The following is a 26,637-nucleotide window of genomic DNA, read 5'->3' on the forward strand; positions in this document are numbered from 1 at the left end:
TTTTAGAGAAAAGATGAAGGGGAAGAAAGAGCAAAGGATTTTTGTTGTGCATTAGGTATATACCAGTTATAATGAAAGTAGAAAAAATTGAACGGGGTGACGGAACGTGGCGAATCAGGTGCCAGTTTATATTCAAATACATGATCAATTGAAACATGAAATTGAAAAGGGTGTATGGAAGATTGGGGCTCGCTTGCCTTCTGAACGAGAATTATCGTTAAGATTTGGAGTAAGTCGGATGACTCTCCGTCAGGCGATTCAAACATTGTCGGATGAGGGGATTTTAGAACGAAAAATTGGATCAGGTACTTATGTTGCAAGTAAGAAAGTCCAAGAAAAAATGAGTGGAACCACAAGCTTTACCGATATTATGGAATCGTTAGGCAAAGTGCCTTCAAGTAAAACAATTTCTTTCTTCCACTCACGAGCAAGCTCTAGTGAAGCAGAGAAACTTGGCTTGGAAAAGGGTGAGCAGGTATTGCGGATGGAACGAATTCGGTATGCAGATGATGTGCCCATTTGTTTCGAAGTGGCAAGTATTCCGGCAAAATTAATAGAAGGCTTCAGCAAAGAAGAAATCACAGACTCCTTTTATCACAGTTTACAAGAAAAAGGATTCGAAATAGGACGCGCAAATCAAACTGTGTCAGCTATTCTGGCTTCAGAGCAAATTGCTGATTACTTAGACGTAAAGCGCGGAGATGCGATTTTACGTTTACGTCAGGTATCGTATTTAGCGGATGAACGACCATTTGAATATGTGAGAACGCAATATGTCGGCAGTCGCTTTGAATTTTATTTAGAAAAATAATCCAAGAGTCTATGCCTCTTGGATCATTTGCTCGAAATAAGTAGTTTCTCCAGTTTTGAAGTGAACTTGTCCATTTAATAAATCTATAACTTTAGATTCGAAAGTTTCAACGTGGTTTTCATCGACCATGCAAGTAACAATAACTTGATCGGTGAACTGGGTATCTTTTACCACTACCTGTTCGTTGGTGATAAAGTTCTCCATTTTTCCCCAATTGGGATAGTCTAATTGGACAAAGACCTCTTGCTGTAGACGACCTTCCACAATACCAGTAGAAGCTATTGCTTGAGCGACGGCACCTGAATATGCACGAATTAGACCACCAGCACCGAGTTTAGTTCCGCCAAAATAGCGAGTAACCACAGCGCAAACATTTATTAGATTATTTTTTTTCAGCACTTCTAACATTGGAACACCAGCAGTTCCACTAGGCTCACCATCGTCTGATGAGCGTTGAATTTCGTTGTGTTCGCCTAAAACAAACGCACTACAATTATGATTGGCTTTCCAATGTTCTTTTTTGATCTGTTGAATAAAGTTTTTCGCTTCGTCTTCTGATTCGATACGCTTTAAAAAGCAAATGAAGCGAGATTTTTTTATTTCGATTTCATGCTGATTGTCTTCTTTGATGGTTCGATAATTTTGCATCATAATTTTGCCTCACTTTAATTTTCTCTATTATAGTATAGGAGATATATGGTGTGGGTTTCAACTATTGGTTATTTGACAAACTATTTTTTGTTTAAAGGTGAGGGATGAGAATGACACGAGTAAAAAAATACGATGGCATAACACATTATTTAAAAAGTAATAATGGCTCACAGGTGACGCTAACCTTTACACAATTTGATGAGCTGTTGTTCCCTCGCAGTGGTCTGCCGCACACTGCTCGACAGGATCTTGATTGGTGGGCGAATGATTACCGTCATCCAGAAAAGGGAGCTTACGGCTGGTTAAATGCAAACTATGAAGTAGTACAAGTAAATCTAGACAAAGAATATGTGGTTTTCAATAAACTAGTAAAATCAAGTTGGCTCATGCAAAACTGAAAAATACATAAAAAGGAGGTGCAGCATATCACAATTGCTTCGCCTTCTTTTTTTGTACTATAGAAAGAAGCTAAACCTAAAGCTTGGAAGTGTTGATTGCGTACTTTTGAAAAAGGAGAGTGTGTATGGTGATTACTGGTCAGCATTTGCTGCGAAGAGAATGGGAAGCTTTTTATCCTAATATAAATTTGAAAGCTGCCGAAAAAAGACCGGCAATGAAAGAGAGTGAAGAAGGTTGGATGTGTCAACGTTGTGGAGAAGTGTCGCGGGAAAAAACACCTGCTAATTTCTTTTATTGCCCTCATTGCTTAGTTTTAGGTCGTGTTGATAGCAGAAGTTTTCTTTATTATTTTCCAGTTAAAAAGCTACCTGCAAGGAAAATAATGCTTGTTTGGACAGGGGAGCTTTCTTCTGCACAAAGAAAAATTGCGGAGAAGCTTCTAGAAGACCAGGCTTCAGCAAATACTTTTCTTCTTTGGGCAGTGACTGGTGCAGGAAAAACTGAAATTTTATTTCTTCTATTAAAAGCCTCACTTGAACAAGGAAAAAGAGTTGCTGTGGCATCACCAAGAATTGATGTTTGTAACGAGCTTTACATACGTTTCTGCCATGCATTTCCAAAAGAAAAGATCAGTCTTTTTCATGGAGAAGATCGCAAAGATAATGGGGATGCTTTTGTTGTATGCACAGTTCACCAACTTTTACGTTATCATGATTATTTTGATTTAGTCATTGTAGATGAAGTAGATGCATTTCCTTATTCATCAGATCCCTTACTAAAACGAGCGGTAAATAATGCACAAAAAAAAGAGGGCAGCCGCATTTATTTAAGTGCAACGCCAGATGAACAATTAAAGAAAGAGGTCGATCATTTCTATTATTTGCCAGCACGTTATCATCGTCGTAAGTTGCCGGTTCCAAAATTATTTTTTTCTTGGCGCTTAGAAAAATATTTAAGCAAGGGAAAGTTACCTAAAAATATTATGGTCAAAATAGCTGAACTACTTGAGAAAAATAATGTATTGCTTTTCTGCCCGAACATCCCGTTATTAGCGAAAATGGCGAATTTTATTCAAAATACATTTTCGAATATAAAACTAACGACGGTTTACTCACAAGATAAGGAACGATTGATTAAAGTTGAAAATATGAGAGACGGAAAGTATCAATTGTTGCTGACAACGACGATTTTAGAACGAGGTGTAACTTTTGAAAAAGTTTCAGTTATCGTTTTACAGGCATCACATCGTGTCTTTAATAAATCGGCATTGGTTCAAATTGCTGGAAGGGCGGACCGTAAGGGGCAATATACGAAAGCTGAAGTCCTTTTTATCAGCAGTGAAGTAACTAAATCGATTAGAAAGGCAATCGTCGAAATCGAAGAAAATAATCGTCAGGCATTCAAGGAGGGACTAATTGATGCGTTGTAGTTGTTGTCAAGAAGAATTGGTTAACAATTTAACGTTACGGGAACTGTTTTTTTCAAGTAATCGACGCTGCTATTATTGTGAAAAATTGTTTTCTAAAATTGATCAAGAAATGGCATGCCCAGGTTGCGGTCGTTCTAACTCACTAGAGTTGTGCCAAGATTGCTATTTGTGGGAGCAAAAACTTGGCTTTGTTATGAATAATATAAGCTTATTCCATTACGATGAGGGCTTTCGACAATGGATCGAGCGCTATAAATTCATAGGAGATTACCGGTTGAGAGGCGCCTTTTTAGTAGAATTGACACAAACACTCCAACTTTTTCGTGGATATTTAATCTGTCCGCTTCCTCTTTCAAAAGAACGTTTCGAGCAAAGAGGCTTCAATCAAGTTTGTGGCTGCTTGGATTTGACAAGATGTTCTAATGAAGCTTTGCTGAAGCGAGTTGAGTTGGCGCCTCAATCAGAAAAATCACGTGAAGAGCGCTTGCAAATGACCCAACCTTTTGAATTGAAAGTATCAAAAGAAAAAATTAGAAATCAAAGAGTTTTATTAGTAGATGATGTTTATACCACTGGACGTACACTGTTCCATGCAGCAGAATTACTTTATAAAAATGGTGCAGAAACGGTGAAAAGCTTGACTTTTGCTCGCTAAAATGCATCCATTTTGCTTTTGAAATTGATAGCGATTTACTTTGCAAAAGGATTAGATTTCGATATAATAGAGTTAAGAAGAAGAGGTAAGAGTGGTCCTTCCTCCTATCTTCAGTTGGCAAGACGAAAGGGGCAATACGTATGTTCAAATATAATGTTCGTGGGGAAAACATCGAAGTTACAGAAGCTATCCGCAATTACGTTGAAAAGAAAGTAGGAAAGTTAGAACGCTACTTCACTGATGTTCCGGACGCAACTGCTTATGTCAATTTGAAAGTATACACAGAAAAAACAGCAAAAGTTGAAGTAACGATTCCATTACCTTACTTGGTTCTTCGGGCGGAAGAAACTTCACCAGATTTATATGCAAGTATTGATTTGGTTGTGGATAAATTAGAACGTCAGATCCGCAAATTTAAAACAAAAATTAACCGCAAAGCTCGTGAAAAGGGTGTCCCTGAACGCGAAGTAGAAGTATTAGTGAATGCAGAAGATTCATCAGAGGAATCTGAATTAGAAATTGTTCGTACAAAACGTCTATCACTAAAACCAATGGGCAGCGAAGAAGCAGTCCTACAAATGAACATGCTTGGACATAATTTCTTTATCTTTGAAGATGCTGAAACAAATGGTACAAGTATTGTATACCGTCGTAAAGATGGTAAATATGGTTTGATTGAAACTGATTAACAGAAATTTATTGCCTTCCAGCTGATGCTGGAAGGTTTTTTATTTTCATTGAAAATTAAGTTTTAGAATAAGCCAGATTTTTCTAATGAAAAGAACCTCTGTATGCCTTGTTGTAAAGGAAAGTCTCTGAAAAAGATTAATCATTGTATAAGTCGCCCTTTATTCGCTATGAGAAGTTTCTTTTCTCAAGGACTAATGATAAAATATACTAGCGGGTTTCTATCAAAAAATAGAAAATGAAAAGAAATAAAGGAGTAAGATAAACGAATGGCAAACTTTCTGAAACGAATGATTGAAAACGATAAAAAAGAATTAAAACGATTAAGTGGGATTGCTGACAAGGTCGAAGAATTTTCTGGCGACATGGAAAAATTGTCGGATGGGCAATTACGTGGCAAGACCGAAGAATTTAGAGGGCGTTACCAAGCTGGAGAAACATTGGATGACTTACTTCCAGAAGCTTTTGCGGTAGTCCGTGAAGCAGCAAAACGTGTTCTTGGTCTATATCCATATCACGTGCAATTAATGGGGGGGATCGTCTTACATGACGGAAATATCCCTGAAATGAAAACTGGTGAAGGAAAAACATTAACAGCGACGATGCCGGTTTATTTGAATGCCTTGACAGGAGAAGGCGTCCACGTAGTTACAGTAAATGAATATTTAGCAACACGTGACTCTACTGAAATGGGTGAATTGTACAATTTCTTAGGATTGAGTGTTGGTTTGAATATCAATTCAAAAACCGCTGATGAAAAACGTGAAGCATACAATTGTGATATCACATACAGCACAAATAATGAACTTGGTTTTGACTATCTACGTGACAATATGGTTGTTTATCAAAGTCAGATGGTTCAACGTCCATTGAACTATGCCATTGTCGATGAAGTAGACTCGATCCTGATTGACGAAGCACGCACACCTTTGATTATTTCTGGGGCTGCTGAAAAGTCTACGGCTCTTTATACACGAACAGACAATTTCGTGAAACGATTGAAAGAAGACGAAGATTTCAAAATTGATATCCAATCAAAGACAATCGGGCTAACTGAACAAGGAATTGAAAAAGCAGAAGAGAACTTCGGCTTAGAAAACTTGTATGATTTAGAAAATACAGCGTTGACACACCATTTAGATCAAGCTTTGCGAGCAAATTTTATCATGATCCGTGATATAGATTATGTGGTACAAGAAGGAAAAGTTTTAATTGTTGACCAGTTTACTGGTCGTATTATGGATGGACGTCGTTACTCCGATGGGTTGCACCAAGCGATCGAAGCAAAAGAATCCGTTGAGATCGAAGATGAAACGAAAACAATGGCGACAATTACCTTCCAGAACTATTTCCGGATGTATAAAAAATTAGCAGGGATGACAGGTACGGCTAAAACGGAAGAAGAAGAATTCCGTGAAATCTATAATATTGAAGTTATTCAAATTCCTACTAACCGACCTGTTATCCGTGAAGATCATGCAGACTTGTTGTACCCAACATTAGAAAGCAAATTTCATGCGGTGGTCCGTGATATTAAAGAGCGTCATCGTAAAGGTCAGCCAATCCTAGTTGGTACGGTTGCTGTTGAAACGTCAGAATTACTTTCTAATTTGTTGGATCGTGAAAAAGTGCCGCATGAAGTTTTGAATGCGAAGAACCACTTTAAAGAAGCGGAAATTATTATGAACGCTGGACAAAAAGGTTCGGTTACGATAGCTACCAATATGGCCGGACGTGGTACAGATATTAAATTAGGTCTGGGTGTTGTTGAATTAGGGGGTCTAGCTGTAATTGGTACCGAACGTCATGAATCACGCCGTATTGATAACCAGTTACGTGGACGTTCTGGTCGTCAAGGAGACCCAGGTGTTTCACAGTTCTATCTTTCATTAGAGGATGATTTAATGAAACGTTTCGGTTCTGAACGAATCAAGGCTTTCTTGGATCGAATGAAAGTTGAAGATGAAGATGCTGTCATTCAAAGCAAAATGTTGACACGCCAGGTGGAATCGGCTCAAAAACGGGTTGAAGGGAATAACTACGACACACGTAAGAATGTCTTGCAATATGATGATGTCATGCGTGAACAACGTGAAGTCATCTATAAGCAACGTCAAGATGTGATTATGGGTGAAAAAGACTTAACACCAAACTTGTTGAATATGGTTCGCCGTACAATTTCACGTGTTGTGGACAGCCACACACAATTAGATAAAGAAAATTGGAATCTTGAAGCTTTAGCAGATTTTGCTGGTGCGACTTTAGTCCATGAAGACTCTATTTCAAAGGCAGATTTTGAAGGTAAGACACCTGAGGAAATGAAAGATTATTTGTACGATCGTGCAAAAGCAGTCTTTGATACAAAAGTTTCTCAATTACAAAGTCCTGAACAATTATTGGAATTTGAAAAAGTGGTTATCTTGCGTGTTGTGGATACAAAATGGACTGACCACATTGATGCGATGGATCAGTTGCGTCAATCTGTAGGATTACGGGCTTATGGTCAAAATAACCCATTGGTTGAATATCAAACCGAAGGATACAAGATGTTTGAAGATATGGTTGGAGCGATTGAGTTTGAAGTTACGCGTCTCTTTATGAAAGCTGAAATTCGTCAAAATGTTCAGCGGGAGCAAGTGGCACAGAACCAACAAGAACATCCTGTAGAAGCAGATGGAGATCCGAAGAATTTAACACATACGAAACAAAAACCGGTTCATGTAGAAAAAGTGGGACGTAATGATCCATGTCCATGCGGCAGTGGTAAAAAATATAAAAACTGCCACGGCAAAGGACAATAATTTTCACGATAAAAAGAACCTTTAGGACGGGACATAGCTACTATGTCTCGTCTTTTGACAGTTCCGATATGCAGTGAAGCAATAATGAAAAACAGACATCGAGTGTTTTTTGAGAATTAACGGAAAAAATCGTATACTATAGATTAATTCGTTGAAATTATTGGTTTTGCGGGTGAAGTTAACTCGTGAGAAAGAAGGAATAGATTTGGAAAATGCAGAAATACGAAATTTGTTAGACTCTATGCAAGAGCAAGTCACAAGCTTCAGGGGGTCTCTTTGACCTAGAGCAGCTAGAAGAAGATATTGCAGAAGCAGAAAATCAAATGACTGCTCCAGACTTTTGGGATGATTCAGAAAAGGCTCAGGCTTTGATTAATCGTAACAATACTGCCAAAGAAACCTATGATCAGTTTCAAGCTATAGCAGATGAGTACGAAGAATTAAATGTTATGTGGGAAATGCAGCAGGAAGATTTTGATGCTGAACTGCAAACGGAGTTAGAAGGACGATTAGTTCAACTACAAGAAAAAATTGCCAGCTTTGAATTGTCGCTTTTGTTAGATGAGCCCTATGATAAGAATAATGCGATTTTAGAGCTTCACCCTGGAGCGGGTGGAACAGAGTCTCAGGACTGGGGTTCGATGCTTTTGCGGATGTATACTCGTTGGGCTGAACAACATGGCTTTTCAGTTGAAACGATTGATTATCAGTCAGGTGACGAAGCTGGAATTAAGAGTGTTACATTGATGATCAAGGGAACAAATGCTTATGGGTACTTGAAATCTGAAAAAGGAGTGCATCGTTTGGTGCGTATTTCTCCATTTGATTCTGCTAGCCGACGCCATACTTCTTTTTGCTCTGTCGAAGTAATGCCCGAGTTGGATGAAAATATTGAAGTTGAGATTAATCCAGATGATTTGAAGGTCGATGTTTATCGTGCAAGTGGTGCTGGTGGACAGCATATTAACAAAACCTCTTCAGCAGTGCGGATTACCCATTTACCAACTGGGACCGTGGTTGCGAGTCAGGCACAGCGTTCGCAATTTCATAACCGTGAGACCGCAATGCAAATGTTGAAGGCGAAGCTCTATCAATTAGAAATTGAAAAAAAAGAGCAAGAAGCTGCTGCTTTACGCGGTGAACAAAAAGAAATCGGATGGGGCTCTCAAATCCGTTCTTATGTTTTCCACCCTTACTCGATGGTGAAGGACCATCGTACGGACTACGAAACTGGGAATGTTCAAGCAGTAATGGATGGAGAATTGGATCCTTTTATTGATGCTTATCTAAAATGGCGCTTGGCACAAGAGGCTTAAGAATAAAATGAAATCAAATTGTAAAGTAATGAAAGCCAGTTGCAATGTTGGCATGCTATAATAACAAAGAATTTAAGAGGATTTGGAGAGATAAAGCATGATTGAAATGCAGGATGTAACAAAAAAATATCCTAATAAGACAACTGCTGTCCGTGGGATTTCAGTCCGTATCGAACAGGGTGAGTTTGTCTATGTCGTTGGTCCCTCTGGTAGTGGAAAATCTACCTTCATCAAGTTGATGTACCGTGAAGAAAAGGCAACTTCCGGAAAAATTTTAGATGTTGCCCGTCATGATTTATTAAAAATCAAGAATAAAGATGTTCCCTATCTGCGTCGCGATGTAGGCGTTGTTTTCCAAGATTTTAAATTGTTGCCCCGTAAGACAGTTTATGAAAATGTCGCGTATGCAATGCAAGTAATTGGGCGTAAACCGCGAGACATCAAAAAACGTGTTATGGAAGTGTTGGACCTTGTCGGTTTAAAACACAAAGTCCGTGTCTTTCCTAGTGAATTATCTGGTGGTGAACAGCAGCGTGTTTCAATTGCACGTGCAATTGTAAATACCCCCAAAGTTTTGATTGCTGATGAGCCAACGGGTAATTTGGATCCTGATACTTCTTGGGAAATCATGCATCTGTTAGAACGAATCAATAACCAAGGAACAACTATAGTGATGGCGACACATAATAAAACGATTGTGGATACAATGCGCCATCGCTTAATCGCAATTGAAAATGGCTTGATCGTTCGAGACGAAGCGGAAGGAGAATACGAGTTTGATGATTAGAAATTTCTTCCGACATTTGTTGGAAAGTATCAAGAGCGTTAAGCGGAATGGCTGGATGACATTAGCCTCTGTCAGCGCCGTGACGATTACACTGACAATGGCGGGAATCTTCCTAGCTGTTATAATGAATGCGACGAAATTAGCACAAGATGTTGAGGGAAATGTTGAAGTGACTGTTTTTGTCGATATCGGTACTAAAGATAAAGAACTAAAAGAATTGAAGTCTGAACTACAAGATATCAAACATGTGGACAAAGTTTCTTTCTCCAGCAAGCAAGATCAATTGAAAAAATTACAAGCACAGATGGGCGATGCTTGGGATTTGTTCGAAGGAGACAGCAATCCGCTTTATGACGTGTATGTAGTTAGTGCGACTGATGCACAATATATCCGTCCTGTGACACGTGAAGCGAGTCAGTTGCCGAATGTGTTCCGTGCAAATTATGGTGGAAATTCAGCAGACAGAATTATTCAAATGTCTAAAGTTGTTCGTACGTGGGGGTTGGCAGCAGCTGCGTTATTAATTTTTGTAGCAATCTTCCTTATTTCTAATACGATTCGAATCACGATTATTTCACGAAAAACAGAAATACAAATTATGCGTTTAGTGGGTGCTAAGAATGGATATATCCGCTGGCCGTTCTTTCTTGAAGGTGGCTGGATCGGTTTGATTGGGTCAATCGTACCAATTTTAGTATTAACTTATGGGTATTCTCAGGTTTATGGTTTAGCAGCGCCATATTTATTACAGTCTAATCTTGCTCTGCTACGCCCAAGTCAAATTGTATGGATTTTAGATATCACAATGGCACTCGGCGGCTATTTGATTGGTTCTTTAGGATCAGTCATTTCAATGCGTCGTTTCCTAAAAATTTAAAGCGTAAACTTCTCCGTTTTTTTCGGGGAAGTTTTTTTGTTTCAAAATAATACTTGTTTCTTGCCTTTTTCAATAAAAGGTACTAGGATAGAAGTCAAATTAGTAGAACGCTACCGAGCAAGGGAGCCAATTTCGTTAGGTCATAGAAGAAATTGGACGCCCTTTTTTTGTTGTCATTTATTAACGATTTTTTTGGGATATGGAGGATTTAGCGAAATCGTTAAAGCAATTAAAGTGTTCGGTCTGCGTGATAGTAGAAAAATCTATTTTTGGAGGAGAATTATTATGGCATGGGTATCATTAATAGTAGCAGGAGTATTCGAGATGTTTTGGGCCACAATGATGAAAATGAGTGAAGGATTTAGTAAATTAAACTATTCTCTATTAACAATAGTCGGTATGATTGCAAGTTTTTATTTTTTATCAAAGTCACTTCATTCATTACCTATGAGTTTGGCGTATCCAATATGGACAGGTATTGGAGCAGTAGGATCGATTTTGATTGGTGTATTCTTCTTTAAGGATCATTTAACGATTTTGACTAGCTTTTTTGTGGTTCTCTTAGTAGTTGGAATCATAGGAATTAAGGTTACTAGCGGACATTAAGCAAAAAGTACGTTAAACTGTTAAAAAAAGCAGGAGGCGCTCATGATTAAAACAACTGATGAATTAACAACACAGGAACTGTTAACAATTTTACAGGCCCGTACGGCCGTATTTGTCGTTGAGCAAAAGTGTCCCTATCAAGAAGTTGATGAAGCGGATCGTAAAGCTGTACATATCTGTATAGAAGAAAACGGGGAGTTGCAGGCTTACGCGCGAATTATAGAGGAAGAGAAAATCATTCATTTTGGTCGTGTCTTAGTAGTAAAAAAATATCGTGATCAGCAACTAGGAAGGAAAATCGTTGAGAAGACCTTACGGGAAATTGAGAAGCGTTATCCCAATCAACCTGTGGTCATTTCGGCACAAGCCTATTTAGTGGCATTTTATCAATCTTTCGGTTTTGAACAAACTTCTGATGTTTACTTGGAAGACGAAATCCCTCATATTGAGATGCTTTTACAAAATAAAAAAAATGGTTAAGGCACATTGTTTACAATTAACTTTTTCTCGGCTATCCTTTAGAAGAAGGAGTGTGGAGGCATGTCATTTGTGACAGGACACTTAGGGCTATTATTTTTGATTATCAACACCATTTTATCTTTCATTATTGTTTTTCGTGAACGAAAGGATACAGTCAACACTTGGGCATGGTTATTAGTTTTAACCTTTATTCCTGTACTAGGCTTTGTGTTATATATTTTCTTTGGTAAGGGAATTTCTAAAGAGCGCATTTTCGATTTGAAGATGCAGACCAAAATTGGTATGAATGTTGAACTACAGCAACAGCAGCGAGCTTTAGATCGCGGACTTTTTCCAAAACCAACGACCAATCAAGTAGACCCGCGACAATTGATTTATATGCTGACGATGTTCGAAAGTTCTTTATATACGACGAATAATGAGGTTAAACTTTATACAGATGGTCGTAAAAAGTTTGATGCTTTGCTTGAAGACATCAAGCGAGCGAAATATCACATCCATATGGAATACTATATTTATCGAGCAGATGATCTTGGACTAGAGGTTCGAGCAGCGTTAGTAGAAGCGGCATCTCGAGGCGTAAAAGTACGATTACTTTTAGATGCCTGGGGTTCTACGCAAGTCAATCGCCGTTTTCTTAACCCTTTGATCGAATTAGGAGGCGAAGTAGAGTTTTTCTTTCCACTATTTCTGCCTTATTTAAATCCGCGAATGAATTATCGTAATCATCGAAAAATTGTTGTGATAGATGGTGAAATTGGATATACCGGAGGATTCAATGTCGGTGATGAGTACCTTGGCTTGGTGGAAAAATTTGGTTATTGGCGAGACAACCATCTTCGGATTCACGGACAAGCCGTGTATACTTTGCAGAATCGATTTTTGATGGACTGGAATTCTCAGCAGAAACATGATCTCGTCTATCAGCCGGACTATTTTCCTGAGATTGAATCTGAAGGAAAACTAGCGTTGCAAATTGTCAGCAGCGGACCTGATAGCGAACATGAACAAATCAAACTGACCTATTTAAAAATGATTAACCTAGCAAAAAAAGAAATCTTGATTCAGACACCGTATTATATTCCTGATGCACCAATTCACGAGGCCTTGAAACTGGCACTTCTTTCTGGCGTAAAGGTACGGATGCAAATACCGAATAAGCCAGATCATATCCTCGTTTATTGGGCAACATACTCTTTTGCAGCTGAGTTACTGGAGTATGGTGCAATTATTGAAACATACGAAAATGGTTTTATTCATGCAAAAACAATGGTCATTGATGGTGGAATTGCTTCGGTAGGTTCGGCAAATATCGATGTTCGTTCTTTCAAATTGGATTTTGAAGTAAATACCATCGTTTATGATGCTGCATTTGCAGAGGAGCTGCGAGAAGAAATTCATAAGGATTCAATGAAATCGGAGCTATTGACGCAAGAAAAGTATGACCAACGCGGGACATTGATCAAGTTTAAAGAAGGCATTGCTCGTTTGATTTCTCCACTCTTGTAAAAATCATTTGCGCTTACATGGTTTGATAGTATAAAATGAACTAGCTTGTTTAGTGAGTCAAATAATGACGAATGACTAAGGATGCTAGTTCATCTTTTCGCTTTTGAAAAATGAATACTTAAAAATGAATGAGGAGATTTTTCATGAAGAAATGGTTAATTCCCCTATTAGGTACACTTTTGCTCTTGTCTGGTTGTTCAAAATGGATTGATCGTGGTGAGTCAATCACTGCTGTCGGCTCTTCTGCTTTGCAGCCTTTGGTCGAAACAGTAGCGGAAGAGTATCAAAGTAAAAATCCCGGCAGATTTATCAATGTCCAAGGCGGCGGAAGCGGTACAGGATTAAGCCAGGTACAATCAGGGGCTGTCGATATCGGCAATTCAGATTTGTTTGCCGAAGAGAAAAATGGGATTGATGCGAAGAAACTCGTTGATCATAAAGTGGCTGTTGTCGGGATTACTCCGATTGTGAATAAAGGAGTCGGCGTAACCAATATTTCGTTAGAGGATCTGCGTAAGATCTTTTTAGGTGAAATTACAAATTGGAAGGATGTCGGTGGAAAAGATCAAGAGATTGTTATTCTAAATCGGGCATCTGGAAGTGGTACGCGCTCAACCTTTGAGCAGTGGGTACTAGATGGCAAGACGGCTATTCGCGCACAGGAGCAGGACTCCAGTGGGATGGTCCGTCAAATTGTCGCGGATACACCAGGAGCGATCAGTTATACTGCTTTTTCTTACGTGACGAAAGAGATCCAAACGTTGAATATTGATAATATCGAACCTACAGATGAGAATGTGACAACGAATCAATGGAAGATCTGGGCCTATGAACACATGTATACTAAAGGACAGCCTAAAGAATTAGTCAAAGATTTTTTGGATTACATGCTTTCAAAAGAGGTTCAGGAAAAAGTGGTTCCACAACTTGGCTATATTCCAATCTCGGATATGAAGGTTGAAAGAGACTGGCAAGGAAATGAAATAAAATAGAATGTTAGTAGGACACGGATTTGCTTCTGTGTCCTTTTTCGCTTCTATTCGTTAGGTGGATTAGTATACAGTGAGGAGGAAGAAAGATGTACTAACCGATTCAATTACCTTTTGTTTTAAATAAAGATTTCACTCGTGTGATGAGTTACCATGAAAAGATTGTTCCTGAATGTAGTGAGTTTATCATTTGTTTTTGGCAAATGTCTCCAAAAACTAACGAACAAACTCAGATAAAAAATGTGATTATCGCGGATGGGTGTATTGATCTAATCGCGGATTACGATCAAAAGATGCTCTTCTTCACTGGAAATCAAAAAACTGATTTTGAGTATGACATTCAGACGCCTGCTCGCTTTTTTGGTGCGCGAATGATGCCAGGAGCTTTTTATCAATTGACTGAACTCCCCGCTACAAGAGCAATGGATGATTATGTTCTGATGCAGGACGTTTTTAAAGATTTTGACATAGAACAGTTTTTTTCAGCATCCTTTGACGAGGCTCAATTAATCCTTCGAGCCTATCTAATAGAAAAATTTGAAGGAAAGAAAGCAAATGAGTGTACACAACTGTTTCCAATGCTTTCTGATAAAATCCCTCAGACGGCGAAAGAGTTATATGAGCACCTTTTTTTGAGTCCTCGACAGTGCCAGCGTGTATTTGCAAAAAGTTTTGGCTTAACACCTAAAATGGTCCTAAGTATTTTACGCTTTCAGCGCTGCTTAACTATTTTGACTTCAGAACAGGCAAGACCAACGGATATTTTGACCGTAACGAACTATTATGACCAACCCCATTTTAATAAGGATTTTAAACAACATTTGGGAATCACTCCGTTAGAATTAGTTAGCCGTTATAAAGAATGACGTATTTTTACAATAAATGTGCTTTGCCCCTTGCTAGAATAAGAATATAAATAAGGAGGCGGTTTAAATGTACAAAAATATAACAATGAATTTAATGGTGGAAAGTGTGGATACTTCAGTCAACTTTTATCAAGAGATCCTTGGATTTGAAGTCGTGGCTTCTGTTCCAGCTAAAAATCAAGAATTACAGTTTGCGATACTTGGAAAAGATTCAGTTACTCTGATGCTACAAGAAAAAAATAATTTAGGCGAAGAATATCCAATTTTGGCGACAGAGAAGATTCAGCCCTCAATCACGCTCTACATTACGATAGAAAACTTTGAAGACTTTTATATCGCGATAAAAAAATCCTATCCAATTTATACAGAAACGCATACAACATTCTATGGTTCAAAAGAATTTGCGATTACAGATCCAGATGGTTATGTGTTGACTTTCACTGAACATACTGAAGAGTAATCAGTGATGGAAAGTCATTTAAAGAAAATTCCGGGTGTGGGAGAAAAGATGGCGTAATATTTAATCAGGGCTGGCTATCCTGATATTCAGTCACTAAAAAAACAAGTTCCAGAAGAAATTTATCTAAGAGATTGTATGGTTCAGGAAAAAAATGTTGATCTCTGTGCGTTGTATGTGTATCAATTAGCAGTATATTATGCTGAAAATGACGGAAAGTTGCCCTCAGGTAAGCAAAATTGGTGGAATTGGAAAAATGATTAAACAGAGTAACAGTGTTCTCATCAGGGAACACTGTTTTTTATCTTTATTTATAAATGATCTGCTCTAGCTTCTCAATCAAATCTGTGTTGATAGGCAATTCTGTTGCGGAAAATCTCTAATCTGGTTTACACTTTCTTTACAAATGTCATGGAAGCGTTACAGGAGATTAAAAAGAAATTGATTTTTAACAGGTAAAATGATTTTGTTGGTTTGTAAAAAAACGAATGTACTAGTTTGAAGAAGCAGGAGGAGCAGGCCTTGGAAAATGAAGATGTAAAAAAAGCACTGACGACGAAATCAAAGCGTGCGAGAATTGAACAACGAGGACGTTTCGTTAGTTTCGTTTGTATCGCGTTAATCGTGCTTGTCGTAGGAGCGATTTTCTATTTTGTAGCAAGCAAAGGGTTATCAACCTTTTTTGTAGATAAAATCAATGTATTTGATTTCTTATTTGGGACCGTTTGGAATCCTAGTGCGACAGGACCGGATGGTAAGCCATTAGTTGGAGCATTGCCGATGATTTTAGGATCATTCATGGTAACTTTTCTATCAGCAATTGTAGCGACACCATTTGCAATTGGTGCGGCAGTCTTTATGACAGAAATTTCACCGAACAAGGGACAGAAATTTTTACAGCCAGTGATTGAATTATTGGTGGGAATCCCTTCGGTTGTTTATGGATTTATTGGTTTAACGGTTATCGTTCCTTTTATTCGTTCAGTATTTGGCGGAACTGGGTTTGGTATTTTGTCAGGGACATTTGTTTTATTTGTAATGATCTTACCGACTGTTACCACAATGACGGTAGATACACTAAAATCTGTTCCCCGACACTATCGAGAGGCCTCATTAGCTTTAGGAGGAACACGTTGGCAGACGATTTATAAAGTAGTGCTGCGGGCAGCTGTACCAGGTATTTTGACGGCGGTTGTTTTTGGTATGGCACGTGCTTTTGGAGAAGCATTAGCCATCCAAATGGTTATCGGGAATGCGGCGTTAATGCCAACAAGCTTGACAACCCCTGCCTCAACATTGACCTCAATTTTGACGATGGGTATAGGGAATACAATCATGGGAACCGTTGAAAATAATGTCTTATGGTCGTTAGCGTTGATCCTATTATTCATGTCTTTAGTTTTCAATATTTTGATTCGCTATATTGGAAAGAAAGGGGAGATAACAAATGGATAAAGCAAAACGCGCGGATAAAATCGCCACAGCTGTTCTATATATTGTTTCTGGCTTAATTGTGGCAATTTTAGCCTTTCTCTTACTGTACATTTTGATTCGTGGGTTACCACATGTGTCTTGGGAATTTTTAACTTCACCCTCAAAAGCGTATCAAAAGGGTGGTGGGATTGGTATTCAACTATTCAACTCTGTTTATCTCCTATTGATTACGATGATTATCAGCTTACCAATTTCTCTTGGAGCAGGGATTTATCTATCTGAATATGCCAAGAAAAATTGGGTAACGAATGTCATTCGGACATCGATTGAGATTTTGAGCTCATTGCCTTCAGTAGTGGTCGGTTTGTTTGGCTTCTTGATTTTTGTTATTCAATTTGGCTATGGCTTTTCTATTCTTTCCGGTGCATTGGCATTGACCTTATTTAACTTGCCTTTGCTAACAAGAAATATTGAAGAATCCTTGCGAGCGATTCATTATACTCAGCGTGAAGCGGGATTAGCTTTAGGCCTTTCACGTTGGGAAACCGTCACAAAAATTGTTGTGCCAGACGCTCTTCCAGGGATTTTAACGGGAGTCATTTTAAGTTCAGGTCGAATTTTCGGAGAAGCGGCGGCCTTGATTTATACCGCAGGTCAAAGTGCACCTGCATTAGATTTCACTAATTTAAATCCATTAAGTGTATCTAGTCCGCTAAGTATTTTCCGACAAGCAGAAACATTGGCTGTGCATATCTGGAAAATCAATACAGAAGGAACGATGCCAGATGGAACAGCTGTATCTGCTGGAGCCTCTGCGGTCTTAATTTTAGCCGTTTTACTATTTAATTTTGGTGCTCGAGCAATCGGGAAACGACTTCATAGAAAAATGACTTCAGCATGAGAATTCTGATTTTCATAGAATAATTGTACTATCAGACTAAACTAGGAGAAATTCGATGAAAGAATACAATTGGGAGGAACGTAATATTATCAGCATGCCTGGTGAAATTGCGTTGCATACAGAAGATCTACATGTTTATTATGGCAGTAACGAAGCCATCAAGGGTGTTGATCTGGAGTTTGAAAAAAATAAAATCACTGCATTAATCGGTCCTTCTGGTTGTGGGAAATCAACCTATCTGCGTTCATTGAATCGTATGAATGATGGGATTGCCAGCGCCAGTGTGACGGGGAAAATCATGTACAAAGATGTCGATGTCAACGCATCTAATATTGATGTTTATGAAATGCGCAAGCGAATCGGGATGGTGTTCCAGCGCCCCAATCCTTTTAGCAAATCGATTCGAGATAATATTACTTTCGCTTTAAAACAGCATGGTATGCGGGATAAGCATCAACTGGAAGAAATCGTTGAAACTAGTTTGAAGCAAGCGGCGCTTTGGGATCAAGTCAAGGATAATCTAGACAAGAGCGCATTGGCTCTTTCGGGAGGTCAACAGCAACGCTTGTGTATTGCGCGGGCAATTGCAATGAAGCCTGATATCTTATTATTGGATGAGCCTGCTAGCGCTTTGGACCCTATCTCGACAGGAACGGTTGAAGAAACATTGGTCCAATTGAAGGAAAATTATACGATTATTATTGTGACACATAATATGCAGCAAGCGGCGCGGATTAGTGATTATACTGCTTTCTTTTATTTAGGGCATGTGATTGAGTATGATGAAACGACAAAAATCTTTACACGGCCGAAAATACAAGCCACTGAAGATTATGTATCAGGACACTTTGGCTAAGAGACGGAGGAAATTAAATGTCGAAGATTATTACTTCCAAAGACCTTCATTTATATTATGGTAAAAAGGAAGCCCTAAAAGGTATTGATATGGAGATTGAAAAAGGCGAGATCACAGCGATGATTGGCCCATCTGGCTGTGGAAAATCAACCTATTTGCGTTCGTTGAATCGCATGAATGATTTGATCCCTGGAGTGACTATTACAGGAAGCGTCGTGTATAAAGGCAAAGACATCTATAGTCCCAAAACTGACACTGTGGAACTGCGTAAAGAAATCGGGATGGTGTTTCAACAACCGAATCCATTTCCATTTTCGATTTACGAGAACGTCATTTATGGGTTAAAATTAAAAGGGGAAAAGGATAAGAACAAACTTGATCAAGTTGTGGAAGAGAGCTTAAAAGCAGCTTCCGTTTGGAACGATGTGAAAGATAAATTGCATGAAAGTGCGTTGTCATTATCTGGCGGACAACAGCAAAGGGTTTGTATCGCTCGGGTATTAGCAGTTAATCCTGAAGTTATTCTTATGGATGAGCCGACGAGTGCTTTGGACCCTGTATCAACAGGTAAAATCGAAAATATGCTTTTAGAGTTAAAAGAGAATTATACGATCATCATCGTGACGCACAATATGTCACAGGCATCACGCATCTCTGATCGTACGGCATTCTTTCTTCAAGGAGAATTGATTGAATTCGATAAGACAAAGAAAATTTTCCTAGATCCGGCTAAACAAGAAACGGAAGATTACATCTCTGGTAAATTTGGGTAATTATAAAGAACTTATAGTTTTTTGCTAAGCACATAAAGAATGTTAACTCCCCCAAAAAATGAGTAGGAGAATACATGGTTTAAAGGTAGAATAAGCATTATTCTATCATTTGAAAAGGAGGGCAACGATGTTACGTACACAATTTGAAGAAGATCTATTAAATCTCCACAATCAGTTTTATGAAATGGGTATGATGGTTTCAAGTGCAGTGCACAAATCAGTACGATCATATATTGATCATGATAAAAAACTCGCGCAAGAGGTCATTGACCATGATATTGAAATCAATGATATGGAAGTTCGTTTAGAGAAAAAAAGTTTTGAAATGATTGCATTACAGCAGCCTGTTACGACAGATTTGCGTACGATCATAACAATCATGAAGGCCAGCTCAGATCTAGAACGAATGGGTGATCATGCCGTCTCTGTGGCAAAATCAACGATTCGCTTAAAAGGGTTACCGCGAATTTTAGAAGTTGAAAAAGAAATCAACGAGATGTCTAATTATGTGAAAAAAATGGTGGACAACGTGTTGGTTGCTTATGTCAAAACAGATGAAAAAGATGCGCGTATGATTGCCAAAATGGATGAACGAGTAAATGATTACTTCCAAAAAATCTACGATATGACAACAAACACGATGGAAAAAGAATCGGATACCATCATTAGTGGAACGGATTATCTACATGTTGCTGGTTACTTGGAACGTGTTGGCGATTATGTGACGAACATTTGTGAGTGGATCGTTTACTTAGCTACCGGCAAGATCACTGAATTGAACAGCAATCGTAATGAAAATTTCTAAAGCAAATGACCAGTTAGAATAATCTAACTGGTTTTTTCTATATTTAAATAGGAAGAAACTTCACTCTTAAGGAAGTTGGATGAAAAGATGGGTCTTTAGTCCTATGACAAACCGATAAAAACATTGCATAATATGAATGTAAACAAAAGTAATGTATTTGCTTTTTGAAGGAGGCAATTTCTATGAATGAAAGACAACGAATTTTGGAATTAGTTAAAAAAGGTATTTTATCGACTGAAGAAGGTTTAGATTTATTAGAAAGCATGGCTAAGGCGAAGGATGAAGCGCAGATTAAACAAGCTGCAGATAAAGTGGATTCTTACCACCGTGACCAAGCAACTAATTTAGTTGATGAATGGGAAGATGGGGCAGACAAAGAAAAAGCAAAAGGGTCTGATGAACAGGACTTAGAAGACCTAGAAGCTTATTTTGATGACTTAGCAACAGAAGTCAATCAAATTTCTGCTCATATTGATGAAATTAACCAAAAGAAGAATGAATTAAAAGCAGTGCTTCACGAAAAAGAAGAAGTTTTGATGGAGTTAGATACAAAAGAAGAATTGGATACTTTGTCAGAAGCGGATGATGACATCCGAGCAGCTGTCGAAGAAGCAATTAGTGGTCTTAAAGAACAAATCTCAGAATTAGAAGAACAAGTGGAAGAGCAAGAAGAAGAATTGAGCAATGTACAAAACGATCAAAAAGAAAATCGCAAAAAACGTGTATATGCTCATATCGAAATTCCAGACGATTTAAAGGATCAAGCTAGCGAAACGTTCTCGCAAGTTGGTGAAAAACTGGGTGAAGCCGGCATTCAACTAGGTCGTTTAATGAAAAAAACTTGGAAAACTGTTTCTGATACGGTAGAAGAAAATGTTGATTGGAAAGATTTCAACGTAAAAGTTCCCGGTCTCGTTACATCTAAATTTGAACATCAATTTTTATATACAGATGTTGAACCTACCTTGCTTGATATTAAACTAGCAAATGGTAAAGTGACCTTAAAGGCATGGGATGACGCTGCCATCAAAGTAGATGCGAAAATCAAACTTTATGGTAAAATGAATGAAGCTACACCATTACAATCATTGATGGAGCGCAGTCAGATCGAAGTAAATGATGAACATATTTCATTCCAAATTCCAAATAAGCGGGTTCAAGCAGAATTAGTCTTCTACTTGCCAAAACGTACGTACGATCATGTAGCGGTTAAATTATTAAATGGGGATTTGGTCGTTGAAGAAATGGATGCCAAAGATGTATATGCCAAATCAACAAACGGCAATATTACCTTTAAGCAGATTGATGCAACGATGCTTGAAATTCAAGGTGTTAACGGCAATATCGAAATTCGCGAAGGCGCGATTTTAGATTCGATTATTGAAACGGTTAACGGAAATATCACTACGAAAGCAGCGATTCAAAATTATGGCATCTCATTAGTCAATGGCGATGTGAAATTAACTGCTGGTCATGACAGCCTGCAAAAGATCAAAGCAAGCTCAGTCAATGGGAACGTTAAAGTTTCGGTAGGAAAAACGATTGGTTTAGAAGGCTTGGCTAAAACGAGTCTTGGCAGCATCAATGATCGTTTATCAGACTATGAAGTAATTAGAGAGAAAAAAGAAAAAACAAATCGCTTGTTGCAATTCCGTCGAGTAGCCGATGAAATGGCGAAGATTGATGTGTCAACGACGACAGGTAGTATTTTCTTGAAAGATTTTGACAATTAGGAAATAATAAGGAAGGAAGATTCATATGCAAAAGAGATTACAAAAGTCACGAAACAATGTGGTACTGACAGGTACCTTAGCCGGGATCGCCGAATACTTCGGGATTGATCCAACAATCGTGCGTGTGATTTATGTTTTCTTAAGTTTCGGCTTAATCGGCGCACCGGTTGTACTATATGTCTTGTTAGCATTAGTGATTCCTGCTGCCCCAAGAGGCCGGGACTCTTATGGACATAATAATCCATACTACGGAAACAACGACTACAACAACTATGAGAAAAAAGCGTCCCGCCAACGTAAGAAAGCGGACAAAATCGACGATGATGACTGGAGCGACTTTTAATGACTTACCTACAGCGCTTAATAGCTAACTCACTGATTTTTATTTCACTATCGGTGCTCTTTCCCACGCATGTTTATGTGGAAAGTCTGACGATGGCTATTGCTGCAAGCTTTGTCCTATCAATATTAAATACATTAGTGAAACCTATATTGATTTTGCTTTCACTGCCGTTAAATATTTTAACTCTCGGACTGTTCAGTTTTGTGATTAGCGCTGGTATGCTGCAATTGACTTCCAACTTATTAGGAAATTATCGTTTTGGCTTTTCTAGCTTTGCCGTCTCAGTTTTAGTGGCTGTCGTCATGGCGATTGTCAATGCGATCGTTTCGGATCATAATATCGACAAATACGCGGATAGGTAAATTTAACCTATCCGTTTTTTTTGTGCAAGTTTTGTTTGGATTGATAGTTAAAGCGACTCTCTTTAGTTTAAGATACCTATCAAAGTAAGGTTTCATTAATATTTTATGAAGCCTTTTTTGATTCTTAAGGGAGAAGTAGTCTGAACCTAGTCACTCCATTGATAAAATGATAAAATAGAGCGGAAGTGTAGAAAAGAGGGATTAAATGGCTGAAACAGTAAAAGTAAAAGAACTAGTTGATAAATTATCATTGGAAGTAGTAACTGGTGATGAAGAAAGTCTTGAGCGGGTCATTACTACCGGCGATATTTCTCGTCCAGGGTTAGAGCTGACCGGCTATTTTAACTATTATTCACACGATCGGTTACAACTTTTTGGGAATAAAGAAATCACCTTTGCGGAGCGCATGATGCCTGAGGAACGGCTGATGGTTTTGCGACGTATGTGTAGTGATGATACACCTGCTTTCATCGTTTCGCGAGGATTAACACCGCCGAAAGAGATGATCACAGCAGCTAGTGAACGCAACATTCCAGTATTAAGCTCTCCAATCTCAACCTCGCGACTATTAGGTGAGATTTCTAGTTTTTTAAATGGCGGATTAGCACCTCGCACCAGCGTTCATGGCGTATTAGTGGATGTTTATGGATTGGGTGTTTTGATTCAAGGAGACAGTGGAATTGGTAAGAGTGAAACGGCGTTAGAACTGGTCAAGCGTGGTCACCGATTGATCGCGGACGATCGAGTAGACGTTTATCAGCAAGATGAATTGACTTTAATTGGTGAGCCGCCTAAGATTTTACAGCATTTAATCGAGATCCGCGGAATCGGTATAATCGATGTGATGAATCTATTTGGAGCAAGTGCAGTTAGAGGCTCTATGCCGCTTCAACTAGTGGTCTATTTAGAAAATTGGTCGAAAGACAAAAAATATGATCGCTTAGGTAGTGGAAATACCGATGTAGAGATCGCGGAAGTAAAAATCCCGCAAGTAAAGATTCCTGTGAAGACTGGTCGGAATGTCGCTATTATTATTGAAGTAGCAGCGATGAATTTCCGGGCTCGCACAATGGGGTACGATGCTACGAAGACCTTTGAAGATCGTTTAACCCAATTAATCGAAGAAAACTCGGGCCAATAAAATGGTTGGGCAGATAAATCGCACGGCCTTTGAATTGTTTGGTCTTCAAATTTATTGGTACGCGATTATTATTGTTTCTGGAATTGCCATCGCTTTATGGCTTGCGAATCGTGAGGCATTGAGAGTCGGTTTAAAAGAAGATGATATGACGAATTTCATTCTCTGGGCACTGCCGATTGCCATTGTTGGTGCGCGCCTGTATTATATCTTGTTTGATTTAGAGCCATATCTGGCAGATCCAATACAGATTTTTAATACACGTAGTGGTGGCTTAGCGATCTATGGCGGATTGATTGCGGCAGCGATTGTTTTGATTGTGTATACGCGTCATCACTTTATTGATCCATGGCTCTTCTTAGATGTTGTCGCACCAAGTGTCATGCTGGCACAAGCGATGGGACGTTGGGGGAATTTTACAAACCATGAGGCATATGGCGGAGAAACAACGCGTCAATTTTTAGAGGGGTTACACTTGCCGCAATTTATCATCAATAATATGTATATTGATGGTGCCTTTCGTCAACCTACCTTTTTTTATGAATCAATGTGGAGCTTGTTAGGATTCATTTTGATTTTAATTGTTCGAAAAAAATTGTCGGTTAAACGAGGAGAACTCTTTTTAAGTTATGTAATTTGGTATAGTTTTGGTCGCTTCTTTATTGAAGGTATGCGGACAGACAGCTTATACGCATTTGGAGGAATTCGTGTTTCTCAAGTGTTGTCGCTCATTCTTTTTGCCGGAGGACTTTTTCTGTTTTATTATCGGCGAAAAAAACGTACGGATATCAAGCTGTACGAGCGGGATAAAGGAACTAATCAGGCTCTAATTTAAGAACGAGAGGGTAGTTAGATATGCTATGATAGTAAAGGAAAAACATTTTTAAATGTGTCACATTTAGTAGATAGATAAGCGTATTTATTTTCTTAGAAGAATAAATACCTTAATATAAAATAGGAGGAAATCTCTGTGAAGCAAAAAGTTGCAGTTTTAGGACCAGGCTCTTGGGGAACAGCATTAGCACAAGTTTTGGCTGAAAATGGACATGAAGTAAGACTTTGGGGAAATCATGAGGCGCAAATTGATGAAATCAATACGTACCACACGAATCGCCATTACTTACCAGACCTGAAAATTCCCGAAAGCATTAAGGGTGAAAAAAATCTAAAAAATGCTGTGAAAGATGCGGATGCAGTTCTGTTTGTTGTTCCAACAAAGGCGATTCGATCCGTTGCACAGGAATTTGCTCAAGTTGCCGAGAACAAACCAGTAATTATTCATGCTAGTAAAGGATTAGAACAAGATACCCACAAACGGATTTCGGAAGTCCTAATTGAGGAGATCCCAGAGGAACATCGTCAAGGTGTAGTCGTACTTTCTGGACCAAGCCATGCTGAAGAAGTAGCAGTACATGACATTACAACAATCACTGCTGCCTGCAAGGATGAAGCTTTAGCAACTTATGTCCAAAAGCTGTTTATGAACGATTATCTAAGAATTTATACAAATCCAGATGTTATTGGCGTTGAGACCGGTGCAGCATTGAAAAACATCATCGCTTTAGGTGCGGGTGCATTGCATGGACTTTCTTATGGGGATGATGCAAAGGCAGCAATTATGACACGTGGTTTAGCTGAAATTAGTCGTTTGGGAGTAGCCATGGGTGCTAATCCATTGACTTTCATTGGGTTAAGCGGTGTAGGTGATTTGATTGTTACTTGTACATCAGTCCATTCGAGAAACTGGCGTGCAGGAAATCTTTTAGGCAAAGGCCACAAACTTGATGAAGTATTAGATAATATGGGCATGATCGTGGAAGGTGTTTCAACCACTAAAGCGGCAAAAGAACTGGCCGATAGCATGAATGTAAGTATGCCGATAACTGAAACAATCTATGAGGTTTTATACAACGATAAAGACGTGCGTCAGGCTTGTCGTGAATTAATGACACGTGAAGGTACGTTTGAAAATGAATTTACTTTAGAATAAATAGAAAGAGTGGGACAATTATGCGAGTAAAAAAAGCCGTTATTCCAGCTGCTGGGCTGGGAACAAGATTTTTGCCAGCTACAAAAGCGATGGCAAAGGAAATGTTGCCTATCGTAGACAAACCAACGATTCAATTTATCGTTGAAGAAGCATTGAAATCTGGAATTGAAGATATTCTAATCGTAACTGGAAAAGCTAAACGACCAATCGAAGATCATTTTGATGCAAACATTGAACTAGAAATGAACTTGCAAGAAAAAGGGAAAACAGATTTATTGAAGCTTGTAGAGGAAACTACCGATGTTAATTTACACTTCATTCGTCAATCACATCCTAAAGGATTAGGCCATGCAGTTTTACAGGCTCGTGCATTTGTTGGCAATGAACCGTTTGTTGTCATGCTTGGTGACGATTTGATGGAAGACCGTGTGCCATTAACGAAACAATTAATGAATGATTATGAACAAACACATGCTGCAACAATCGCAGTGATGCGTGTGCCGGAAAAAGAAACGTCAAAATACGGGATCATCAATCCAGGTGAAGAGGTTTCTAAAGGGTTATTCAATGTGAAGAACTTTGTTGAAAAACCAAAACCAGAAGAAGCGCCAAGTAATTTAGCTATTATCGGACGTTACTTGTTAACGCCTGAAATTTTTGATGTATTAGCTACGCAAAAGCCAGGTGCAGGAAATGAAATTCAATTAACTGATGCGATTGATACGCTAAATAAAACTCAAAGAGTGTTTGCTCACGAGTTTAGCGGAACTCGCTATGATGTTGGTGATAAATTCGGATTTATGACAACAAGTATCGAATACGGTTTGAAACATCCTGAAATTAAGGATAATCTACGTGAGTATATTATCAGCTTAGGCAAAGAATTAAGTGGACAAAATAAAACAAAAAAATAATTTTCAAAGCGCAGATTTGAGTCTGCGCTTTTTATATTATTAGTTATTTTATATAAACGAATTATTTG

At 38.5% G+C, this 26,637-nt stretch carries 29 protein-coding genes; 28 read left to right on the forward strand and 1 reads right to left on the reverse strand.

Translation table 11 applies throughout. The features are described 5' to 3' along the window. Nucleotides 1-106 precede the first annotated feature (106 nt). On the forward strand, nt 107-811 hold the full coding sequence (locus tag IGI50_RS03435; RefSeq protein ID WP_028020170.1) for a GntR family transcriptional regulator: 705 nt from the start codon (nt 107-109) through the stop codon (nt 809-811). A 9-nt stretch (nt 812-820) separates the two neighbouring features. Here the strand turns inward: IGI50_RS03435 and IGI50_RS03440 are convergent, their stop codons facing one another. Then, complete coding sequence (locus IGI50_RS03440) at nt 821-1,462, reverse strand: YigZ family protein (RefSeq protein ID WP_438776166.1); 642 nt, start codon at nt 1,460-1,462, stop codon at nt 821-823. Nucleotides 1,463-1,572: 110 nt separating this feature from the next. Here IGI50_RS03440 and IGI50_RS03445 point away from each other — a divergent pair, with 110 nt between their 5' ends. From IGI50_RS03445 to galU, 27 genes are all read left to right on the forward strand, one after another. After that, nucleotides 1,573-1,860, forward strand: a complete 288-nt coding sequence (locus IGI50_RS03445; protein WP_438776167.1) for a DUF7662 domain-containing protein — start codon at nt 1,573-1,575, stop codon at nt 1,858-1,860. Between the two features lie 125 nt (nt 1,861-1,985). Then, nucleotides 1,986-3,290, forward strand: a complete 1,305-nt coding sequence (locus tag IGI50_RS03450) for a DEAD/DEAH box helicase (protein WP_438776168.1) — start codon at nt 1,986-1,988, stop codon at nt 3,288-3,290. Further along, nucleotides 3,280-3,945, forward strand: a complete 666-nt coding sequence (locus IGI50_RS03455; protein ID WP_438776169.1) for a ComF family protein — start codon at nt 3,280-3,282, stop codon at nt 3,943-3,945. Before IGI50_RS03450 ends, IGI50_RS03455 begins: the two co-directional genes overlap by 11 nt. Before the next feature lie 140 nt (nt 3,946-4,085). Then, entirely contained in the window at nt 4,086-4,634 is a 549-nt protein-coding gene (hpf, locus tag IGI50_RS03460; RefSeq protein WP_218256767.1) for a ribosome hibernation-promoting factor, HPF/YfiA family, read from the forward strand. A gap of 267 nt (nt 4,635-4,901) precedes the next feature. Continuing rightward, on the forward strand, nt 4,902-7,433 hold the full coding sequence (gene secA / locus IGI50_RS03465) for a preprotein translocase subunit SecA (protein WP_010746725.1): 2,532 nt from the start codon (nt 4,902-4,904) through the stop codon (nt 7,431-7,433). Nucleotides 7,434-7,638: 205 nt separating this feature from the next. Next, a protein-coding gene (prfB, locus tag IGI50_RS03470) for a peptide chain release factor 2 (protein WP_218256769.1) occupies nt 7,639-8,749 on the forward strand; the annotation gives its coding sequence in 2 pieces (ribosomal slippage) (nt 7,639-7,710 and nt 7,712-8,749; 1,110 coding nt in all). A gap of 97 nt (nt 8,750-8,846) precedes the next feature. Continuing rightward, a complete protein-coding gene (gene ftsE, locus IGI50_RS03475; protein ID WP_010746723.1) occupies nt 8,847-9,536 on the forward strand; it encodes a cell division ATP-binding protein FtsE in 690 nt (229 codons plus the stop codon). After that, nucleotides 9,529-10,413: a permease-like cell division protein FtsX gene (ftsX, locus tag IGI50_RS03480; protein WP_438777564.1), complete on the forward strand. Its 885-nt coding sequence runs from the start codon at nt 9,529-9,531 to the stop codon at nt 10,411-10,413. Before ftsE ends, ftsX begins: the two co-directional genes overlap by 8 nt. Before the next feature lie 285 nt (nt 10,414-10,698). Then, nucleotides 10,699-11,019, forward strand: coding sequence for a DMT family transporter (locus IGI50_RS03485; RefSeq protein WP_222226484.1), 321 nt, complete (start codon nt 10,699-10,701; stop codon nt 11,017-11,019). Between the two features lie 42 nt (nt 11,020-11,061). After that, nucleotides 11,062-11,499 (forward strand): GNAT family N-acetyltransferase, encoded by a 438-nt coding sequence (locus IGI50_RS03490; RefSeq protein ID WP_438776170.1) that lies wholly within the window; start codon nt 11,062-11,064, stop codon nt 11,497-11,499. 60 nt (nt 11,500-11,559) lie between these two features. Further along, nucleotides 11,560-13,008, forward strand: coding sequence for a cardiolipin synthase (cls, locus tag IGI50_RS03495; protein ID WP_438776171.1), 1,449 nt, complete (start codon nt 11,560-11,562; stop codon nt 13,006-13,008). A gap of 143 nt (nt 13,009-13,151) precedes the next feature. Beyond that, a complete protein-coding gene (locus IGI50_RS03500; protein ID WP_280640435.1) occupies nt 13,152-14,000 on the forward strand; it encodes a phosphate ABC transporter substrate-binding protein PstS in 849 nt (282 codons plus the stop codon). Between the two features lie 140 nt (nt 14,001-14,140). Beyond that, nucleotides 14,141-14,863: a helix-turn-helix domain-containing protein gene (locus IGI50_RS03505; protein ID WP_438776172.1), complete on the forward strand. Its 723-nt coding sequence runs from the start codon at nt 14,141-14,143 to the stop codon at nt 14,861-14,863. Between the two features lie 67 nt (nt 14,864-14,930). After that, the gene (locus IGI50_RS03510) at nt 14,931-15,323 is read left to right on the forward strand and encodes a VOC family protein (RefSeq protein WP_438776173.1); all 393 of its coding nucleotides are present in this window, start codon (nt 14,931-14,933) and stop codon (nt 15,321-15,323) included. 63 nt (nt 15,324-15,386) lie between these two features. Next, nucleotides 15,387-15,584 (forward strand): helix-hairpin-helix domain-containing protein, encoded by a 198-nt coding sequence (locus tag IGI50_RS03515; protein WP_255212356.1) that lies wholly within the window; start codon nt 15,387-15,389, stop codon nt 15,582-15,584. Nucleotides 15,585-15,842: 258 nt separating this feature from the next. Then, complete coding sequence (pstC, locus tag IGI50_RS03520) at nt 15,843-16,775, forward strand: phosphate ABC transporter permease subunit PstC (protein WP_010746714.1); 933 nt, start codon at nt 15,843-15,845, stop codon at nt 16,773-16,775. After that, nucleotides 16,768-17,655: a phosphate ABC transporter permease PstA gene (pstA, locus tag IGI50_RS03525; RefSeq protein ID WP_010746713.1), complete on the forward strand. Its 888-nt coding sequence runs from the start codon at nt 16,768-16,770 to the stop codon at nt 17,653-17,655. Before pstC ends, pstA begins: the two co-directional genes overlap by 8 nt. Nucleotides 17,656-17,710: 55 nt before the next feature. After that, entirely contained in the window at nt 17,711-18,511 is an 801-nt protein-coding gene (gene pstB, locus IGI50_RS03530; protein ID WP_010746712.1) for a phosphate ABC transporter ATP-binding protein PstB, read from the forward strand. Nucleotides 18,512-18,528: 17 nt separating this feature from the next. Further along, the gene (gene pstB, locus IGI50_RS03535; RefSeq protein ID WP_010746711.1) at nt 18,529-19,284 is read left to right on the forward strand and encodes a phosphate ABC transporter ATP-binding protein PstB; all 756 of its coding nucleotides are present in this window, start codon (nt 18,529-18,531) and stop codon (nt 19,282-19,284) included. 127 nt (nt 19,285-19,411) lie between these two features. Beyond that, nucleotides 19,412-20,089: a phosphate signaling complex protein PhoU gene (gene phoU / locus IGI50_RS03540; protein WP_010746710.1), complete on the forward strand. Its 678-nt coding sequence runs from the start codon at nt 19,412-19,414 to the stop codon at nt 20,087-20,089. 182 nt (nt 20,090-20,271) lie between these two features. Beyond that, nucleotides 20,272-21,822 carry a daptomycin-sensing surface protein LiaX gene (liaX, locus tag IGI50_RS03545; protein ID WP_438776174.1) on the forward strand — a complete coding sequence of 517 codons (1,551 nt, stop codon included), beginning with the start codon at nt 20,272-20,274 and terminating at the stop codon, nt 21,820-21,822. 25 nt (nt 21,823-21,847) lie between these two features. Continuing rightward, nucleotides 21,848-22,165 carry a PspC domain-containing protein gene (locus tag IGI50_RS03550; RefSeq protein WP_010746708.1) on the forward strand — a complete coding sequence of 106 codons (318 nt, stop codon included), beginning with the start codon at nt 21,848-21,850 and terminating at the stop codon, nt 22,163-22,165. Then, a complete protein-coding gene (locus IGI50_RS03555; RefSeq protein WP_010746707.1) occupies nt 22,165-22,527 on the forward strand; it encodes a phage holin family protein in 363 nt (120 codons plus the stop codon). Before IGI50_RS03550 ends, IGI50_RS03555 begins: the two co-directional genes overlap by 1 nt. A gap of 205 nt (nt 22,528-22,732) precedes the next feature. Beyond that, nucleotides 22,733-23,668, forward strand: a complete 936-nt coding sequence (gene hprK / locus IGI50_RS03560; RefSeq protein WP_010746706.1) for an HPr(Ser) kinase/phosphatase — start codon at nt 22,733-22,735, stop codon at nt 23,666-23,668. 1 nt (nt 23,669) lies between these two features. Further along, nucleotides 23,670-24,500, forward strand: coding sequence for a prolipoprotein diacylglyceryl transferase (lgt, locus tag IGI50_RS03565; RefSeq protein WP_438776175.1), 831 nt, complete (start codon nt 23,670-23,672; stop codon nt 24,498-24,500). Nucleotides 24,501-24,635: 135 nt separating this feature from the next. Further along, on the forward strand, nt 24,636-25,655 hold the full coding sequence (locus tag IGI50_RS03570; protein ID WP_438776176.1) for an NAD(P)H-dependent glycerol-3-phosphate dehydrogenase: 1,020 nt from the start codon (nt 24,636-24,638) through the stop codon (nt 25,653-25,655). A gap of 20 nt (nt 25,656-25,675) precedes the next feature. After that, entirely contained in the window at nt 25,676-26,569 is an 894-nt protein-coding gene (gene galU / locus IGI50_RS03575) for a UTP--glucose-1-phosphate uridylyltransferase GalU (protein WP_010746703.1), read from the forward strand. The last annotated feature ends 68 nt before the right edge of the window (nt 26,570-26,637 follow it).

Source organism: Enterococcus sp. DIV0170 (assembly GCF_051710765.1).
Taxonomy (GTDB): domain Bacteria; phylum Bacillota; class Bacilli; order Lactobacillales; family Enterococcaceae; genus Enterococcus_A; species Enterococcus_A raffinosus.

What these genes read in the sequence shown, in the direction of transcription:
- IGI50_RS03440 (WP_438776166.1), bottom strand. Translation starts at nt 1,462, where the DNA reads ATGATGCAAAATTATCGAACCATCAAAGAAGACAATCAGCATGAAATC.
- IGI50_RS03445 (WP_438776167.1), top strand. Translation starts at nt 1,573, where the DNA reads ATGACACGAGTAAAAAAATACGATGGCATAACACATTATTTAAAAAGT.
- IGI50_RS03450 (WP_438776168.1), top strand. Translation starts at nt 1,986, where the DNA reads ATGGTGATTACTGGTCAGCATTTGCTGCGAAGAGAATGGGAAGCTTTT.
- IGI50_RS03455 (WP_438776169.1), top strand. Translation starts at nt 3,280, where the DNA reads ATGCGTTGTAGTTGTTGTCAAGAAGAATTGGTTAACAATTTAACGTTA.
- hpf (WP_218256767.1), top strand. Translation starts at nt 4,086, where the DNA reads ATGTTCAAATATAATGTTCGTGGGGAAAACATCGAAGTTACAGAAGCT.
- secA (WP_010746725.1), top strand. Translation starts at nt 4,902, where the DNA reads ATGGCAAACTTTCTGAAACGAATGATTGAAAACGATAAAAAAGAATTA.
- ftsE (WP_010746723.1), top strand. Translation starts at nt 8,847, where the DNA reads ATGATTGAAATGCAGGATGTAACAAAAAAATATCCTAATAAGACAACT.
- ftsX (WP_438777564.1), top strand. Translation starts at nt 9,529, where the DNA reads ATGATTAGAAATTTCTTCCGACATTTGTTGGAAAGTATCAAGAGCGTT.
- IGI50_RS03485 (WP_222226484.1), top strand. Translation starts at nt 10,699, where the DNA reads ATGGCATGGGTATCATTAATAGTAGCAGGAGTATTCGAGATGTTTTGG.
- IGI50_RS03490 (WP_438776170.1), top strand. Translation starts at nt 11,062, where the DNA reads ATGATTAAAACAACTGATGAATTAACAACACAGGAACTGTTAACAATT.
- cls (WP_438776171.1), top strand. Translation starts at nt 11,560, where the DNA reads ATGTCATTTGTGACAGGACACTTAGGGCTATTATTTTTGATTATCAAC.
- IGI50_RS03500 (WP_280640435.1), top strand. Translation starts at nt 13,152, where the DNA reads ATGAAGAAATGGTTAATTCCCCTATTAGGTACACTTTTGCTCTTGTCT.
- IGI50_RS03505 (WP_438776172.1), top strand. Translation starts at nt 14,141, where the DNA reads ATGAGTTACCATGAAAAGATTGTTCCTGAATGTAGTGAGTTTATCATT.
- IGI50_RS03510 (WP_438776173.1), top strand. Translation starts at nt 14,931, where the DNA reads ATGTACAAAAATATAACAATGAATTTAATGGTGGAAAGTGTGGATACT.
- pstA (WP_010746713.1), top strand. Translation starts at nt 16,768, where the DNA reads ATGGATAAAGCAAAACGCGCGGATAAAATCGCCACAGCTGTTCTATAT.
- pstB (WP_010746712.1), top strand. Translation starts at nt 17,711, where the DNA reads ATGAAAGAATACAATTGGGAGGAACGTAATATTATCAGCATGCCTGGT.
- pstB (WP_010746711.1), top strand. Translation starts at nt 18,529, where the DNA reads ATGTCGAAGATTATTACTTCCAAAGACCTTCATTTATATTATGGTAAA.
- phoU (WP_010746710.1), top strand. Translation starts at nt 19,412, where the DNA reads ATGTTACGTACACAATTTGAAGAAGATCTATTAAATCTCCACAATCAG.
- liaX (WP_438776174.1), top strand. Translation starts at nt 20,272, where the DNA reads ATGAATGAAAGACAACGAATTTTGGAATTAGTTAAAAAAGGTATTTTA.
- IGI50_RS03550 (WP_010746708.1), top strand. Translation starts at nt 21,848, where the DNA reads ATGCAAAAGAGATTACAAAAGTCACGAAACAATGTGGTACTGACAGGT.
- IGI50_RS03555 (WP_010746707.1), top strand. Translation starts at nt 22,165, where the DNA reads ATGACTTACCTACAGCGCTTAATAGCTAACTCACTGATTTTTATTTCA.
- hprK (WP_010746706.1), top strand. Translation starts at nt 22,733, where the DNA reads ATGGCTGAAACAGTAAAAGTAAAAGAACTAGTTGATAAATTATCATTG.
- lgt (WP_438776175.1), top strand. Translation starts at nt 23,670, where the DNA reads ATGGTTGGGCAGATAAATCGCACGGCCTTTGAATTGTTTGGTCTTCAA.
- galU (WP_010746703.1), top strand. Translation starts at nt 25,676, where the DNA reads ATGCGAGTAAAAAAAGCCGTTATTCCAGCTGCTGGGCTGGGAACAAGA.